15 protein-coding genes are annotated in these 17,099 nt (G+C 45.0%); 4 read left to right on the forward strand and 11 right to left on the reverse strand.

Annotated elements, in window-relative coordinates:
- Positions 1–12 precede the first annotated feature (12 nt).
- Both KDW99_RS00070 and KDW99_RS00075 read right to left on the reverse strand, forming a co-directional pair.
- Positions 13–2,151 (reverse strand): TonB-dependent siderophore receptor, encoded by a 2,139-nt coding sequence (locus tag KDW99_RS00070; RefSeq protein ID WP_255827313.1) that lies wholly within the window; start codon positions 2,149–2,151, stop codon positions 13–15.
- A 147-nt stretch (positions 2,152–2,298) separates the two neighbouring features.
- Positions 2,299–3,216 (reverse strand): AraC family transcriptional regulator, encoded by a 918-nt coding sequence (locus KDW99_RS00075; RefSeq protein WP_255827314.1) that lies wholly within the window; start codon positions 3,214–3,216, stop codon positions 2,299–2,301.
- A 172-nt stretch (positions 3,217–3,388) separates the two neighbouring features.
- Between KDW99_RS00075 and KDW99_RS00080 the strand changes: the two genes are divergently transcribed.
- Positions 3,389–4,522 (forward strand): MFS transporter, encoded by a 1,134-nt coding sequence (locus tag KDW99_RS00080; protein ID WP_255827315.1) that lies wholly within the window; start codon positions 3,389–3,391, stop codon positions 4,520–4,522.
- Between the two features lie 104 nt (positions 4,523–4,626).
- On the opposite strand, the gene gmhB is transcribed toward KDW99_RS00080, so the two are convergent.
- From gmhB to def, 7 genes are all read right to left on the reverse strand, one after another.
- Positions 4,627–5,184 (reverse strand): D-glycero-beta-D-manno-heptose 1,7-bisphosphate 7-phosphatase, encoded by a 558-nt coding sequence (gene gmhB, locus KDW99_RS00085; protein WP_255827316.1) that lies wholly within the window; start codon positions 5,182–5,184, stop codon positions 4,627–4,629.
- A 55-nt stretch (positions 5,185–5,239) separates the two neighbouring features.
- On the reverse strand, positions 5,240–5,713 hold the full coding sequence (gene ybaK / locus KDW99_RS00090) for a Cys-tRNA(Pro) deacylase (protein WP_255827317.1): 474 nt from the start codon (positions 5,711–5,713) through the stop codon (positions 5,240–5,242).
- Positions 5,714–5,743: 30 nt separating this feature from the next.
- Positions 5,744–7,192 carry a TrkH family potassium uptake protein gene (locus tag KDW99_RS00095; RefSeq protein WP_255827318.1) on the reverse strand — a complete coding sequence of 483 codons (1,449 nt, stop codon included), beginning with the start codon at positions 7,190–7,192 and terminating at the stop codon, positions 5,744–5,746.
- Positions 7,193–7,293: 101 nt separating this feature from the next.
- Positions 7,294–8,667 (reverse strand): Trk system potassium transporter TrkA, encoded by a 1,374-nt coding sequence (gene trkA, locus KDW99_RS00100; protein WP_255827319.1) that lies wholly within the window; start codon positions 8,665–8,667, stop codon positions 7,294–7,296.
- Positions 8,668–9,071: 404 nt separating this feature from the next.
- A complete protein-coding gene (gene rsmB, locus KDW99_RS00105) occupies positions 9,072–10,463 on the reverse strand; it encodes a 16S rRNA (cytosine(967)-C(5))-methyltransferase RsmB (RefSeq protein ID WP_255827320.1) in 1,392 nt (463 codons plus the stop codon).
- A complete protein-coding gene (fmt, locus tag KDW99_RS00110; RefSeq protein WP_255827321.1) occupies positions 10,460–11,461 on the reverse strand; it encodes a methionyl-tRNA formyltransferase in 1,002 nt (333 codons plus the stop codon). The genes rsmB and fmt overlap by 4 nt, the downstream gene beginning before the upstream one ends.
- A gap of 83 nt (positions 11,462–11,544) precedes the next feature.
- Positions 11,545–12,060, reverse strand: a complete 516-nt coding sequence (def, locus tag KDW99_RS00115) for a peptide deformylase (RefSeq protein WP_255827322.1) — start codon at positions 12,058–12,060, stop codon at positions 11,545–11,547.
- Between the two features lie 255 nt (positions 12,061–12,315).
- Here def and dprA point away from each other — a divergent pair, with 255 nt between their 5' ends.
- A complete protein-coding gene (gene dprA / locus KDW99_RS00120) occupies positions 12,316–13,614 on the forward strand; it encodes a DNA-processing protein DprA (RefSeq protein WP_255827323.1) in 1,299 nt (432 codons plus the stop codon).
- 45 nt (positions 13,615–13,659) lie between these two features.
- Here dprA and KDW99_RS00125 read toward each other — a convergent pair whose 3' ends face one another.
- On the reverse strand, positions 13,660–14,076 hold the full coding sequence (locus KDW99_RS00125; RefSeq protein WP_255827324.1) for an RNA-binding S4 domain-containing protein: 417 nt from the start codon (positions 14,074–14,076) through the stop codon (positions 13,660–13,662).
- A gap of 43 nt (positions 14,077–14,119) precedes the next feature.
- On the opposite strand from KDW99_RS00125, the gene cysQ reads away from it, so the two are divergent.
- The gene (cysQ, locus tag KDW99_RS00130) at positions 14,120–14,968 is read left to right on the forward strand and encodes a 3'(2'),5'-bisphosphate nucleotidase CysQ (protein WP_255827325.1); all 849 of its coding nucleotides are present in this window, start codon (positions 14,120–14,122) and stop codon (positions 14,966–14,968) included.
- A gap of 108 nt (positions 14,969–15,076) precedes the next feature.
- On the opposite strand, the gene KDW99_RS00135 is transcribed toward cysQ, so the two are convergent.
- A complete protein-coding gene (locus tag KDW99_RS00135; protein ID WP_255827326.1) occupies positions 15,077–15,661 on the reverse strand; it encodes a TetR/AcrR family transcriptional regulator in 585 nt (194 codons plus the stop codon).
- A gap of 126 nt (positions 15,662–15,787) precedes the next feature.
- On the opposite strand from KDW99_RS00135, the gene fabF reads away from it, so the two are divergent.
- The gene (fabF, locus tag KDW99_RS00140) at positions 15,788–17,056 is read left to right on the forward strand and encodes a beta-ketoacyl-ACP synthase II (RefSeq protein ID WP_255827327.1); all 1,269 of its coding nucleotides are present in this window, start codon (positions 15,788–15,790) and stop codon (positions 17,054–17,056) included.
- Positions 17,057–17,099: the final 43 nt, after the last annotated feature.

The following is a 17,099-nucleotide window of genomic DNA, read 5'->3' on the forward strand; positions in this document are numbered from 1 at the left end:
GCTATGTGATACCTAGAACGCATAGCGGGCGCTGACTTCGACGGCTCTTTCGTCACCGAACCAGCAGTTAGATTCGTCGTAGCAGCTGTAATAGGTTTTATCGAATACGTTGCTCATGGAAAATCTCACACTGGCGCCCTGCCATTGCTTAGACAGCATCGCCAAGTCGTAACCTATGGATAAATCGACCAAGGTGTAAGACGGTACGGTGTTAGAGTTCGCAGCGTCGAGCTGCATTTGACCAACATAACGAACACCGGCACCGAATGACGCCCCCGCTAATTTTCCTTCGACTGGTTCGTACGTTAGCCAGGAATTGAATTGGCTTTTAGGCACCCAAATCGGTGTGTTCCCTTCTATACCGCTATTGTCTTTGGTGACTTCTACATCTTGCAGCGTATAGGCGGCTTTTAGGGTGACATCGGATGTAAGTGCTTGCTGTAATTCAAGCTCTATACCACGAGAGCGCATTTCACCTACTTGAATTTTGTCGTACGCAGAACCATTCGGATCACGAGTGAGTACCTTGCTTTTGACTATTTCGAACGCCGTTGCACTGGCGGTGATGTTTCGTCTTTTGTATTTCAGACCCGCTTCCCATTGGTCGGCTGTAGAGGTATCAAACGTTTTACCATTTCGGTCTGCGCCTGTGATAGGTTCGAAGCTTTGCGCGTAACTAACAAACGGCGCTATGCCATTATCAAACTCGTATAGAGCGCCAGCTCGGCCACTAAATTGGCTTTGATCGACCTTGGTATTGGTTGTCGCGCCGTATTTTCTGCCCTTTTCTGTTGCTTTGAATTGATCGTAGCGGCCACCAGCAATCAGTACCCATTGATCAAGGCGTATTTGATCTTGCAGATACATGCCTGTTTGTTCTTTGTCGATCGTGAAATCGCTGCTGTAGCCTGACCCTGCAAAGTCTAGGTTATCTCTAATAATCTGCTCGTAATCTGGGTTATATAGATCGATGCTAGGCGCCAAAGCGTCTTCGTAGATCACGTCTGACTTAAGCTTTAGGTAATCTAGACCGACCAAGATATTGTGCTCGGCATTGCCAATGTCAAATAATCCAGAAAATTGGTTGTCTATGTTGATGCCTTCGGATTTTTCGTCTGTGAGATAGGCGCGACGGTTCAAGGTTCTTTCATCGCTGTCTAGCGAAGAAGAATAGGTGTTTTCTTGGTAGGCTTTTGCTGTGGTGAAACGAGCATTTTGTAAAAAGCGCCAAGTATCATTGATGTTGTGATCGAGCTTATAACCAAGCAATAGGACATCTCGATCATAAGTTTCCCAGTTTGCATCACCTGAATAGGCATTAGAAGGCAGCTTGCCATTAATACTGTTATAGACAGTGCCTTTCGATGGCAAAGAGGAATAGACGCCCATTTTGGGGTCTTGTTGGTAATACATATTGAGATTAAGCATGGTGTCATCACTGATTTTCCAATCAATAGAAGGCGCTATCATGATGCGCTCTTCTTCTGAGGTAACGGCTTGCCCATCTTTTTGGCGAAATAGACCCACGACACGATAGTTGAGTTTATCGTTAATGGCGCCAGTGCTATCGATCTGTGTTTCGCGTTTATTGTCGCTGCCTAATGTTAATTCCACACTATGTTGGCTGTCTGACTGTGGTGCTTTACTGATGAGATTCACCATGCCGCCAGGAGGCATAGCGCCATATAGAGTTGAAGTTGGGCCTTTGAATACTTCCACTTGTTCTACGGCTGCCATGTCGATTTGTGGCTGTAGGTTCCAATCGTTATAAAGGAGCTGCAGTCCGTCATAGTAGGCTTTGTCGTTCTTGAACCCTCGGATATTGAAAAAGTCTAATCGCGTTACCGCACCGCCACGCAATTCAGTGTTGATGCCAGAAGCATAGCGAACGGCTTCCGCCACTGTTTCTGTACCCCTTTGTTGTAATGCATTTTGATCTATTACTGAAATCGCTTGTGGTGTTTCTTCTGGGTCTAATTGGGTTTTAGTGGCTGTATTTCGATACGTCTGACCTTTCACTACAAGAGTGCTTAATTGATCTTCTAAGCTCGTATCGCTCATTTCTGATGTGTCAGCAGCGTGTGAGTAAGACGAAGCAGAAGCAATGGCTAAAGCAAGTAAAGTGGATTGGAAATGCGCAGACGGTTTCATGTTAACTCCAGAAATAGAATAAAACAATATTGATAATGAATCTCATTCTATTTTTTCTGGGGATGTAAAACTTAACCTTTTGGTGCATCTTTTTAGTTTAAAGAATAAAAGTCTGAGGAATACATGTCGAATTAGGTAGAACAAATGCTACCTTGGTTTTATTGGAAGCCAGTACTCCATATAGCTCTGGGGACTGTTTGGATCGTAATCTGGCTCGTAAACTTCTAATTCATAGCCTTGCACACCGTAATAATTAGATTCAGGTAGCCAGTGATGAATAAACCATTCAAAGGCTTTTTCCACTGCCGTGGCTTTTCCATGTACCGGAATCACCGCGTATTCTTGAAGTGGCACCTTCACCGTATCTAATGTGGTATTAAATGGCTTGGCACCATTAAAAGTGGTTGGGGATGATGCTTTGATTGGTTCTAAGTACCCTGCCCAATACAGCATTTGATCTGGATGTTGGAGATGATCTTGAGTGTCGATTATGCCAATGGGCCGAGCGCCCTTTTTCACTGTTTCGATTTCAGCCATTACTTTGAACCATAGTTGTGGAACTCGCTCGGAAAAATCTGGAGCAGAAGAAAATGGTCCTCGTATCCAATCGTATCTACCTTGGATTTGAAAGTCATCGCGGCTTTCGATACGTATTTGGGTGAAGGTTTTTTCTGTGTCTGTGTGCGTTTTGTGAAGGCTTCTATATTGTAAGGGTGTGCGTAATCCATATCGCTTCCCTCGTTGTCGATAATTCCTTGGGGTACAGTTAAACATCTGCTTAAACGCGCGTGAGAAGCTTATTTCTGAGTCAAAGCCACATTGCATGGCAATATCTACATGGCGAATTGTAGAGCACAGTAACAGTTCAGCGGCTTTGCTTAAGCGTAATTCTCTAATGTATTGAGCAACGGTAAGACCAGTTGCCTGACCAAATACCCGTTGAAATTGCCAACGCGACCAGCAGCTTTTTTCGGCTAAGTTCGTGACATGGATCGACTCATCCAGATTTTCGTGGATGTAGTCTAAAACCTTTTCTATACGTGTGAGTCTGTTTTGATATGCCATGGCTACTAGATATTAAATAATAACCATTATCATCTAATTGGTTTTAAAAGCCAACTTATTCTAAGGCTGTTTGTGATTCCCGTATTCGTGGCTATTAATTAATCAAGTCGCATGATTAAATCCAACTCATCTTATATCGTTCAAAATAATATCAAAAAATGGATGTTGCCCGATGAAGGAATTAGCTCGTACTGCGCTCTATTGCGCCATGTTTGTTGCGGTTGGTGCGGTGGCCGGCGTTCTTGGGCCGAGTTTGATTTACTTGGCGGATTTGATCGATGCCTCGGTAGCTGAAATATCCATAGTGTTTAGTGCCCGAGCAATCGGCAATATTCTTGGCGCTCTATTGGCCGGTCGAATGTTTGATCGCTGGCAGGGTCATCACTATCTGATTCTCATGCTGTTGTTGATGATCGTGGGTTTGCTGTTAGTGCCCTTCTCGACCAGTTTGTCGATGTTGGTGGTATTGTTTTTCTTGCTTGGCGCTACAGAAGTGTCTGCTAACGCTGGTGGCAATATGATGATGCTGTGGCTGCATAAAGATAAAGTGGGCTCATATGTGACCATTTTGCATTTATGCCATAGTGCTGGCGCCATGTTAGCTCCATTGATTTTGGTCTTTGCTCAATGGGCGACAGGGCAAACTTATGGTGCTGGTTATTGGATGATCGCTATTTACGCTTTGTTGTTACCTATATTTTTATGGAAACAACCGAGCCCAACTTTCGAAGTCCGAGCCAGTGAAGTTGTTCCTGCAACAAAGCAAAAAGCCACTTTCTTGGCGTTCCTTACAGTCATTTTTTTGTATGTGGGGTTTGAGATTACCATCGCTGGTTGGATCAGTACGTATGCGGTTTTGTCTGGAGAGGATCAAAACACCGCGGCGATTTTAGTAACCTGGTTCTTTGTTAGCTTATCTCTGGGACGTTTATTCTCGGTATTCTTATTGCGATTTATTACCCCAGGACAAGGCATTTACGGTTTGCTGCTAGTGAGTTTAACTGGAAGCCTGATGATGATTTTCTCTGATGTATCACTGGTGTTGATCGCCTTGTGGTTGGGATTAGGCTGCTCTGCTTTTTTCCCTATGCTGTTTTCCTTTGGCAACAGCATTATGGCACTTAACGGCAAACGTACAGGTTATGTCTTCGTGTGCTGTGGATTGGGTGCGCTGGTGGCTCCGTCTTTAACTGGGCCAATTCTTGAAGCATTTAGCGCCTCAGCGTTTCCCTATCTGTTATTAGCTTTGGTGGTGTTAGTTACCTTGAGTTGGCAGAGGTTGGCTGTGATGACTCGAGGCCGCTAGAGCCATAAACATAAGGAGGCAGAATGTTAGTAAATAGTCACTAACATTCTGCCTCCTTAGTTATGAATGCTCAATGTCGCTTAGCTGTATTTGTGTAACGTCGCTTAGCTGTATTTGTGTAACGTCGCTATGGTGAATGCGGCAAGATCAGTATAGACATTGAATGGGAAGTCTATCGTCTTGTACTGCGTCTCACGGCCTTTTCCTGTTAACACCAATACTGGTGAACAACCACGCGCATTTCCTGCCTGAAGGTCTCGTAGAGAGTCTCCAACCATGATTGCTGGGTGCTCTTCAAAAGACAAGCCAAGTTCAGCTTCAATCGCTTCAATCATGCCGCTTTTGGGCTTGCGACAGTTGCAGTTATCATCAGGTCCATGGGGGCAATATTGAATGCCATCTACTTTACCGCCCTCAGCTTCGACCAGTGCTATCATTTTATCGTGCATGGCGTTTAGAGTGGCTTCATCATAATAGCCGCGGGCAATACCTGATTGGTTCGTCACCACAAAGACTTTAAAGCCTGCTTTGGAAAGTGCAGCGATGGATTTAATGCTGCCTGGAATGGGTTGCCATTCTTCAACTGATTTCACATAAGCATCTGAGTCTTGGTTAATGACGCCGTCTCGGTCTAACAGAATAATAGGTTTAATTTGCGCCATGGGGAGAAATGCCTTTTTTAATTGAGGTATGTAGTTCGCGGTGTACTCTTTGGTGCTATTTTGTTTCGCCAATCGCTGCGAAGGTGGTATTACGGCAAGCGAGACTAAGATCCTTTGGGGATAGGCCTATTTCCAACCCACGTAGTCCACCGCTGACATAGATTTTTTCAAAGGCTTGGGCGCTTTCATCGATACAAGTGACAAGGCTTTTCTTTTGCCCTATTGGGCTGATGCCACCCACTAAATAACCGGTAAGGCGCTCGGCGTCTTTCACGTCTGCCATATGCAATTTTTTAACGCCCAGTGCATTGGCCGCGCGCTTTAAATTCAAAGTACCTGTTACTGGAACAATAGTAACGAAGGTGTTTTTGTCGTCGGTGACTAACAGTGTTTTGAACACACAAGCGGGATCAAGATTCAGTTTATCTGCCGCCTCTTCACCAAAATTAGAACAATGTGGATCGTGTTCGTATTCGTGAATATTAAACTCAATCTTGCGTTTTTTAAGTTGGTTAATCGCCGGCGTCACTGTCTTAATCCTTCTAACATGTATTACTGTCTATTTTTGCCAAAACATTGGAGTGAACAATACCAACAAGGTAAAGACTTCCAAACGACCCAACAACATAGAAAAACACAGCATCCATTTTGCTGGATCACTGACATTCGTAAAGCTAGAAGCGACGTCGCCTAAGCCCGGACCTAAGTTATTCAATGTTGCTGCAACGGCAGACCAAGCCGTGACTTGATCCAATCCCGTTGCCATTAAGCCAATCATTAGTACCACGTAAACTAGTAAGTAGGCTGAGAAGAAGCCCCACACTGCAGATACCACTCTTTCATTGATGGCCTTGCCGCCCACTTTAACCGGAATAACCGCATTTGGGTGAATCAAACGTTTGATCTCACGCATACCCTGTTTAAGGATTAACAGAATACGTATTACTTTCATGCCACCGCCTGTCGAACTGGCACAGCCACCGACAAACGACGTAACGATCAACAAGAAAGGCAAGAAATGCGGCCAGCTAGCGAAGTCCGATGTGCCAAAGCCGGATGTCGTTGCGATGGAAACACTCTCGAATACCGCATAGCGAATCGATGAACTCCAATCGTAAGTCGATGTCATGGCAAGCACGAGAGTCGACAAAATAACCGTACAGGACAGGATCAATAAAAAGAAACGTGCTTCTGGATCTTTAAAATAATGCCATACGCTTTTATGACGCCAAGCGTAGAAATGCAGAGCGAAGTTGAATGCCGAAACAATCATAAAGAAGGTACAAATCATTTCGATAGCGACACTATTGAAGTAACCTATACTCTCATCATGAGTTGAGAAACCGCCTATCGCGACCGTCGAAAAACTATGGCAAATGGCATCGAATAAGCTCATTCCTGCAATCCAATAACCCAAAGCACAAACGCTGGTTAAGGTTGCATAAATGTACCAAAGCGCTTTTGCGGTTTCGGCAATACGAGGCGTGAGCTTGGTGTCTTTAACTGGACCAGGAGTTTCTGCACGGTAAAGCTGCATACCGCCGATACCCAGCATTGGCATAATGGCAACGGCCAATACGATGATACCCATGCCGCCTAACCAAGTAAGTAGCTGTCGATAGAACAATATAGACTGAGGCAAAGCATCAATGCCGATGAGGATGGTGGCCCCTGTGGTGGTGAGTCCTGAAATCGATTCAAACAAGGCATCGGTAAAGCTTAAGTCTGGTGTTTCCGCTAAGAAGAACGGCACCGAACCGAACAAGCCCAATACCGTCCAAAACAGTACTGTCACCAAGAAACCATCGCGAATCTTTAATTCACCGCGTTCATTACGAACAGGGAACCACAGAAGAAAGCCGCCGATTAAGTTTATTCCTAACGCATAAAGAAACGCATTGAGCGCGCCATCAGAATAAATCAAAGAGACAATTATTGGCGGAATCAGCGACACACTGAACACCATAACCAATAATCCGATGACTCTTAAAATAACACTAAAATGCATACATGCTTCCTAGAACCCGACGTATTCTCGTGTCGGGCCGTGGTTAAAAACCGGCTGAAGCACAATGATATGCGCTTCTAACTTGGTTGAAAATTGTCTAATTAAAAGAAGGTTAAACCCACTTGGAATAGCTGCTCTACCGCTGGAATTTGTTTCTTGTTAGTCACGAAAATAATGACGTGATCTTCTGCTTGAATAACCAATTCACTGGTGGCAACAATCAAATCGTCCTCACGAACGATTGCTCCAATGGTCGCTCCCTCAGGTAAATTCAAATTGGCAATGCTGCGGCCAACTACTTTCGAAGAACGATAATCGCCATGAGCAACCGCTTCTAATGCTTCCGCAGCCCCTTTGCGCATCGAGTGAACGTTCACCACGTCACCGCGTCGGATATAACTTAGCAGCGAACTGATGGTGGTTTGTTGTGGCGAAATCGCAATGTCGATCATGCCTTCTTGAACAATGTCGACGTACGCAGGGTTATTGATGATGGTCATAACGGTGCGAACGCCAAGTACTTTTGCCAACATAGAAGACATAATATTGGCTTCGTCGTTGTTGGTTAAAGCACAGAATACATCGGTGGATTCTATGTTTTCTTCAAGCAGCAATTCCTGCTTAGACGCATCGCCGTTGAGCACTATGGTGTTGTCCAAGGTTTCGGACAAATAACGGCAACGTTCAGGATCCCGTTCGATGATTTTAACGCGGTATTCTTTTTCCAAACTCTGTGCCAAACGCTCGCCAATGTTACCGCCGCCAGCGATGATGATACGGCGATAAGGAACATCCAATGGGCGCAACTCACTCATTACATCCAATACATCTCGTTGTGCGGTCAGAAAGAAGACTTCATCGTTGGCGCGAATCTCAGTGTTGCCATCAGGGGAAATTGACTTACCATCACGATAAATTGCCGCAATACGCGTTTGGATCGAGGGCATGTGTTCTTTTAAGAAACTGATAGGTTGATCAATCAGTGGACCGCCCTTTTCTGCCTTGACGACAACAAGCTGTACTTTGCCTTCCGCAAATTCCATCACCTGCAACGCACCTGGATAGCGAATCAAACGACTTAAATGTTTCGTCACTTCTTTTTCTGGGCTGATACGAACATCCATTGGGATAGCGGAATCCACAAAGAGTTCTGGGTAGTTTGCGTAAGCACTAGAGCGAACACGACCAATCTTAGTCGGCGTTTTAAAGAGCGTATGAGCAATCTGACAGGCGATCATGTTGGTTTCATCTTGGTTGCTCACCGCAATGAGCATGTCTGCATCGTTGCAACCGGCCTGATCTAATACTGCAGGGTGTGAACCACTGCCCTCAACCGTTTGAATGTCGAGACGATCTTGTAGCTCTCTAAGGCGAGTTAAATCTGTATCAATGACGGTAATATCGTTATCTTCACTTGCTAAGTTTTCTGCAAGCGTGGCGCCAACTTGGCCCGCACCTATAATGATGATTTTCATAGTCTGCCTTAGAGCGTGATGTATTTATGGCTCTTTGTTGAGTGTATTAATTCAAATGTCAAAATTGAGTCGTTGGTCTATCGAGCGTGCATATTTTTTGCTCGAATCAAGTAGAGCAAGTTTACCCACATAAGGACAATTATTTAACTTGAAGTTGATAAATACTCGTAATTATTTTGGATGATCATGCAATCCGATGAAAGCTCTCCTTTACGAGTATTGAAATCGCTAACTCAATGTTGAATCTTTAGCCTTGCATCATCAAGCCCTGTATAAAAGAAGACCCAACAAACTGTGTTTCATGTGAAACAATTTGTCGGGCCTTTTTATAAAACGATTTATTTTTCAGTTGTTTGCTTGAGTTGATCTGTGCCTACTGTAGGATTTTTACTTGCTGACGACATTCAAGCCTTTTGCAGAAGGCAGTAGTAAAAACCATCATGACCGTCTGTATGTGGAAATAACTGTCGGCCATGGCTAACTGGAATTCCCCACTCTACCGCCAAGTCGGGTGCTAATGAGTTCAAAGGAACTTCTTTAGCATCTTCTTGCTTCGCAAGAAAATGTTGAATGTGTTGCTCGTTTTCTTCCGGCATTAAGGAGCAAGTTGCGTACAGCATGAAGCCGCCAGATTTTAATGTCGTCCAAACCTTATTAAGGATCTCTCGCTGAATGAGAACTAGGTCATCAATGTCTGCGGGCTTTCGATTGATCTTAATATCGGGATTGCGACGAATAACGCCTGTTGCAGTACATGGCACATCGAGTAGTATTTTGTCGAAATGCTCGCCATCCCACCATGCATCAAGATCACTCGCATCGGCACAAATTAGATGAGCAGAATAGCCAAGGCGAGCCAAATTGGATTCGATTTTTTCCATGCGCCATGGCTCTAGTTCAACGGCAGTGAGTTCCATTGAGCTCAGTCCTGTCAAGTTGGCTTTCTCTAATAAGTGGCCAGTTTTTCCTCCAGGTGCTGCACACGCATCCAATACCTTCTCACCGCTTTTGGGCGATAAAATATGGGCAGAAAGCTGGGCCGCTTCATCTTGAACACTAACAAAACCATCATCAAAACCTGGTAGCTCTCCAACGCGAACGGCATTTCTTAGGTACAAAGCTGAATCTGAATACTTACCTTCTTCTGAGTCTATACCCAAATCCGCAAGCTTCTGTTTGTATGTTTCACGTGAAACCAGACTTTCGTTGACACGAATACACATGGGTGGATGCGTGTTACTGGCGTCGATAATGTCTTCAAGATGCTCCGACCAATGCTTATTAAAACGCTTTACGAGCCATTTGGGCATATTGAATTCTACGGAAGGCTGAGCTTCAAGAATCTCAACGATCTCGTCTGCTTCTCTTTGATAACGACGAAGCACTGCATTCATTAACTTGGTCGCCCAGTCTTTATTCAATAGACGACAGGCTTCTACTGTTTCATTTACCGCCGCATGATCTGGCGTGTTCATGTAGGTTAATTGATACAAACCTAAAAGTAAGACGGCATATAAATCTGTGTCCTTTTCTTCAAAAGGATGCGCCAATAAATGCAGTGCGATGCTGTTTAGTCTTGGATACTGACGACATACACCAAAGCATAATTCTTTCAGCATAGGAGTGTGTTCGCTAGCGACGTCAAGTTGATGGCGCGCCAATTGCGTACTAAGCGACCCTTGCTGAAGTAAAATATTGGTTAGGATTTTAACGGCTACTTGGCGAGGGCTTTGTTGTCCCGTACTTGTTCCAGACTGACTTGAGTTGGATGAGAAAGCATTGTCGTATTGGTTCATGCTGTTTGCTCACTCTTGTTTTCAGTTTGATTAACGCCAAGGCGTTGACCAATTTCTAAAGCGGCTTTGTGTTTACCATTTAAGGCGTCTTGTACTTTCATGCGCTTGCCGCCTGCAAATTGGATCTCAGTAATTAAAATAGAACCTTGCCCTGTTGCGACGATAACGCCCTCTTTGCTCACTACCAAAATATCACCAGGCGAGGCTTCATCGTTCACGCTGGCAATATGCGCTGCATGGATTTTCATCACACCAGCAAGGCTGTTTGTGTAAGCTACAGGCCAAGGAGACAAGCCACGAACCTGACGCTCGATCAATTCTGCCGAAGATGCCCAGTTCACCTCTCCTTCTTGCTTGGTTAATTTGGCGGCGTAGCAAGTAAGGCTTTCATCTTGTTGCTCTGGAACCAATGAACCCGTTTTCAGTTTCTCTAGAGCTTCAATTAATGCGTTACCACCCAAAACCGCTAATCGATCATGCAGTGTTGCAGACGTGTCTGTCGGCTTGATATCGCAGTGTGCCTTTAACAGCATGTCACCCGTATCTAAGCCCACATCCATTTGCATAATGGTGATGCCAGTTTCGCTATCGCCTGCAATCAAAGAGCGATGGATAGGAGCTGCGCCACGCCAGCGAGGCAGTAAGGAAGCATGGACATTGATGCAACCAAGTTTGGGCGTATCTAAGACAACTTTCGGGAGAATGATGCCATAAGCCGCGACAATCATAATGTCTGCATCTAACGCAGCAAGCTGTGCCTTGTCTTCTTCTAGCTTGAAATTTAGCGGTTGATAAACGGGAATATCGTTGGCAATGGCTAGCTGTTTCACTGGGCTTTGAACCAGTTTCTGACCGCGCCCTGCCGGGCGATCTGGCTGAGTATAAACGCCGACAATGTAATATTGGTTGTCTGCTTTAGAGTCTAAGACTGCTTGCAAGCTAGCTGCTGCGAATTCTGGTGTGCCCGCAAAAACGATACGAAGTGGTGAGGTTGGCATAAAGGTTCCTTAACAAAAAATCAGGCCAAAGCCTGATTTTATAATACGAGTATCAATGTTCTTTAGGCTAAAAGAACGTTCTTTTAGCCTTGCTTAAGAGCCAGCTTGTGAGCTTTTTCGAGCTTGCTCTTAATGCGATTGCGTTTTAGAGGCGTCAAATAATCGACCATAAGTTTGCCATCTAGGTGATCAATCTCATGTTGAACACAAACTGCAAGAAGCTCGTCGACATCCATAGTGAAGGGTTCACCGTTGCGGTCTAATGCTTTCACTCGTACTTTAGCAGCACGATAAATGTGTTCGTAAAAGCCTGGTACAGACAAACAACCTTCTTGGAATTCATTTGGCTCGTCGTCTAAAATTTCGAATTCTGGGTTAATAAAAACGATCGGCTCGTTACGTTCTTCAGAAAAATCCATTACGACAAGACGATGATGATAATCCACTTGTGTCGCAGCCAAGCCCAAACCGTTCTCGTCATACATGGTATCAAGCATGTCATCGATTTGAGTTTGCAGCTCATCAGTGAACTCGGTAATTGGCTTCGCAATTTTGCGTAAGCGTTTGTCTGGGTATTCAAGTACAGTTAAAACAGCCATGATCTTTTCCAACGATGTGTCTTTGTTCATGAGTGGAGACACTCTCTCCTACTCTTTTCATTACGTCTATTGTAACGCAAGTCTGGCCGTTGAGCAGTCTTCTCATGGCGGTTTTTTGGCCAATATGATTGAATAGCCTCCATAGCCAAAGACTATTCGCTCTTGGCTTTGTATTTTAAGTACTCTTATTTTGTTTTTTAAGTAAACGTACGGGCAAGGAATGCCCATGTTTAATTCGGAAGGAAGCCGTTTATCATGTCTACTTTTAACGCCACAGGTTTGTCTAAAACCGATTGGTTATGCTTAAGTTTCTTATCGGGAATCGGTCCATCCCGACTCTCACGTCTTTATACTTACCTTAGTCAACTCGATCATCCTACATCAACAGAGGGCACTGAAACCTTATCCTTGTTTAGTGGCGATAACTCATCCGAAACTATTTCTTATGAATTATTGACCGCCTTAAAGTGGCCAGACATTACTGCGCATCAGGCCATGGAGTATTTTTCCAATGGCACTCTGACCAAGGAGCAAGAAAGCAAACGAGATGAATCGTTAGCATGGATGGAAGACGCCAATCATCATTTGGTGTTGCAAGAAGATGAGCTCTATCCCAAAGCCTTAAAAGAAATCACTGTTGCGCCAGCCTTTCTTTACGTGGAGGGCAATCCTGACGGGTTGGCGTTACCGAAAATTGGTATTGTCGGCGCGCGTAAGTGCTCTCGCTATGGAAGAGACGCCACCTTTCAGTTTGCAGAGCAATTATCCGCTCGTGGTATTTGTGTGGTCAGTGGTGGTGCCATGGGAATTGATACCGCTGCCCATCAAGGTGCTCTATACAACAAGACAACACCCACTATTGCCGTTATGGGCACGGGCTTATTTCACCGCTACCCGCATCATAATCGAGAGATGTTTGAAGAAATCCTAGAGCAAGACGGCGTATTAATAAGTGAATACCCACTATCAACCAGTCCCAGACCTCACCTATTTCCACCGCGTAATCGAATCATCAGCGGTTTGAGTATGGGCGTGTTGGTGTCTGAAGCGTCCGTCAAAAGTGGCTCCTTGATCAGCGCCAGTTATGCCATCCAACAAAACCGGGAAGTGTTTGCTTTGCCCGGACGTTTGACTGATCCAAAATCAGTGGGTTGTCATCAACTACTTCGGCAAGGCGCTACTTTGGTTCGTCATGTGGATGATATTCTGGCTGAGTGTTCAGAGCTGCCCTCTGCTCCTCTAACCAAGAGATTAACGACGACCAAGAATAATAAGACGACCAAGAATAATAAAAAGCGATCATCTGAAAACACAAACCAAGCAATAGAAAGCGTTTCTATTTTAGCGTCGAATCCGTTTCGTGATCTGCCAGAATCAACTTCTGATAACGCCAAAGCGATAATTGTCATTATGGAGCAAGAAGCACAACCAATGGATTTTGATGCCTTGATTCGGCAAAGCAAAATGCACGCGGGATTGATGATGCAGGTCTTAATGGAATTGGAATTGTATGGTTGTGTGGAGAATCGTGAAGGTCTTTATTGTCGCTGTTGAATGGGCAATAAAGACCTTATGCACTTTAAAGTATGACGACATAATTTAGTTGTCGCTAAAGATATCTTTTTTCAGCTGCTTAATGTCACGGCGCTCTTTTTTGTTGGGTTTGTGGTCGGACATAATTCGGCCACCAAAAGACTTGTTTTCGAGCACGCGTTTTTCACGTTTTGCAATCGACTCAGGCGTTTCCTCATAAAGCAACTGTGCTTCTGGTGCGCCACGACGTTGGCCGCTGATATCTTTGATTTCGACAACCTTTTCGTCCCAACCAAGGCGAATACCAATTAAGGCACCAATTTCCACATTACGGCTAGCTTTACCCTTACTGCCGTTATAAGTCACCTTGCCACCATCGATGGCTTCCTTGCAAAGTGAGCGAGTTTTATAAAAACGTGCGGCCCAAAGCCACTTATCTAAACGAACGGCTTGTGGTGCCGACTGTTTTTCTGGTTTACTCATAAGAATGCGTTGACCCTATTCTGTTGTCATATTTGAGGCTGTTATGCAGGACGTTAGTAGACACCCAATTTTCCAAGCTCTTCAAAAAATAATACACGATGCCGCCGATGTGATCATGGACATTTATCAACGTGCCGATTTGGGTATCGAGCAAAAGCTGGACGACAGTCCAGTGACCGCTGCCGATCTCGCTGCGCACAAAGTGATTCTAGCAGGTTTGCAAGCACTTACACCTGATATTCCGGTTTTGTCGGAAGAAGGCGTGGTGGCGTTTGAAGAGCGTTCTAAATGGCCAATGTTGTGGATCGTCGATCCGCTCGACGGCACCAAAGAATTTATCAAGCGTAATGGTGAATTCAGTATTAATATCGCCTTGGTTGAAAATGGCTCGCCCATTCTTGGTGTGGTGTATTTGCCAACCACAACCGAAGGCTATTTTGGTGTTACCCAGTCATGGAAAAACTTACCGGTCGGCGCATTTAAATGGCAAGGTGATGAATACGAAAGTATCAATGTTCGTGAACCACGCGAACCTATTATTGCCATGACAAGTCGTAGTCACGGCCCTGCTCTTCCAGCCTCGCTGAAAAATAAATTAAAGCAAAGTTACGAGCAAGTGCGAGAGTTACCAAAAGGCAGTTCAATCAAAGGCTGCCGAATTGCAGAAGGGATTGCTGACTTGCATCTGCGTCGTGGCCCAACCAGTGAATGGGACACCGCCGCTCAGCAAGCCATCATCGAAGCCGCTGGCGGAATGCTCGTCACACCGGATGGAAAACCCTTTCGTTACAACCAAAGAGAAACCCTGCTCAACGGCCACTTCTTTGTATCGGGTGCTGAACTTGCCCCCTATGTAATGAACTGGTATCTAGAAAACGAGGAAGAAGAGTAAGCGTTACTCTTCTTGTTCTTTCCTTTACCTTATCTGATTGTTTCACGTGAAAAAATATAAATAAATTCACTATGATCTATAGTGAATTCCACACTGAATTTTCTTAAATCAACACTTTGCTGTGCCGTTAAGCCGATTGACGATGCGTTCTTGGGCGCGTTTTAAGAAGTCGCTTTGCAGTGGTTGCGCAAAAGACCGTGCGATGGCGACGGTTCCCACTAATGAAACCACGGTCTCTTCCGCTAGCGCTTCGGCTTCTTTGTTGCCGCGTTTTTTTAGAATCTCAGTAAGACGTTCGACTAGGCTATCAAAACACGCTTGGTAGGCTTGGCGAACTTTCTCTTCTTTGTGCGCCGCGTCTGTGACTAAAAATTCCAAAGGCGATGGATGTTCTTTGTCATTTCGTCCCCAGCTTAGGTAGCGAGTTACTAGTGCCTTGATATGAGTTTCTTTTCCTTCGGTCTGTTTGTCGTCCCTCGCCCAAAAACCATTAGATGTGGCGAACTGCATGGCCGCTTCATATAGACTGCTTTTACCAGAAAAATGCGCATAAAACGCACCATGTGTCATGTTGGCTTTTTTCATGATTTGATTCAGTGTGACGCGATCAAAACCATGGGAGCAAAATAGTTTTGCCGCGGCTTGTAATATTCGTTGTCTGGTTTGTTCTTTGTGTCTTGGGGTGTAAGACATAATTAACCTCCAAAATGAAACGCTAGAGCGACATTGTAAAACGCTTTCTAAATATTATCTTGATCATATTTAGACTCACTCTAGCATGGTGACTTTCTTTCTGCTGAAACTTAAGAGGGTTATCTCATGTCACTTAAAGAACGAATTGTTATTACTGGTATGGGTTTGGTGTCACCACTGGGTTTAGGCGTGACATCGGTTTGGGACAGATTGATTCGAGGGCAATCAGGTATTCGTTTGCTGCCTACCACTCTGTCTGAAGGGCTAACTACTCATATCGCAGGACAAGTTCCCGGTCATACAGAGCAAGAAAACGGTTTGAATGAATCGGACTATCTGTCATCTAAAGATCGTAAGCGTGTCGATTTGTTTACATTATTTGCTCTGGCTGCAGCTGAAGAAGCCCTATCTCAAGCGAATTGGCACCCTGCTTCTGTCGAAGATCAAGAAGCGACCGCCACCATCATTGCCACTGGCATTGGTGGTTTACCGACGATCACTCAAGCGCATACAACGCTAATGGAGCAAGGCGCTCGACGTTTGTCGCCTTTCACGGTTCCTGCTTTTCTTGCCAATCTTGCGGCGGGTAATGTGTCGATTAAATATGGTTTCAAAGGACCGATTGGTACGCCAGTGACCGCTTGTGCCGCGGGCGTGCAAGCGATTGGTGATGCTATGCGCTTGTTGCGTACGGGTGAAGCGAAAGTGGCTCTGGCTGGCGGTACGGAAGCCTGTATTGATCCTTTGTCTCTGGCTGGCTTTGGTGCCTTGAAGGCGCTTTCTACGAGAAATGAGGATCCTGAAAAAGCGTCTCGCCCTTTTGATAAAGATCGCGAAGGCTTTGTCATGGGCGAAGGTGCAGGCTTAGTTGTGCTCGAAACGCTTGAGCATGCTTTGGCTCGCGGTGCCACACCATTGGCGGAGGTTGTTGGCTATGGCACCAGTGGTGATGCTTACCATCTGACATCTGGCCCAGAAGACGGCAACGGTGCTGCCCGTGCGATGCAAACAGCGCTTAAAATGGCTGGCATTTCTGCGGATCAAATTGGCTATGTGAATGCTCATGCTACGTCGACGCCAGTGGGCGATCGTGGTGAGATAAACGCTTTGCGTCGAGTGTTTGGAGATAAGGTGACAAAGGTTGCGATTTCATCGACGAAATCTGCCACGGGTCATTTGCTAGGTGCTGCCGGTGGCGTAGAAACTATTTTCAGTGCGCAGGCGCTAATATCAGGCATCTTGCCACCGACACTAAACCTTGAAAATCCAGAAGACAGTATGGCGGATTTGGATCTTATCCCATTGGTTTCACGAGAAAAAAGTGTTGAATATGTATTATGTAATGGCTTTGGTTTTGGTGGCGTAAACGCAGCGATTATCTTGAAGCGTTACTAATCTATAGGGCAATTTATCGAGTAAACTGAAACAAAAAAGGCGA

Source organism: Marinomonas rhizomae, assembly GCF_024397855.1.
In the GTDB taxonomy this organism is placed as follows: domain Bacteria; phylum Pseudomonadota; class Gammaproteobacteria; order Pseudomonadales; family Marinomonadaceae; genus Marinomonas; species Marinomonas rhizomae_A.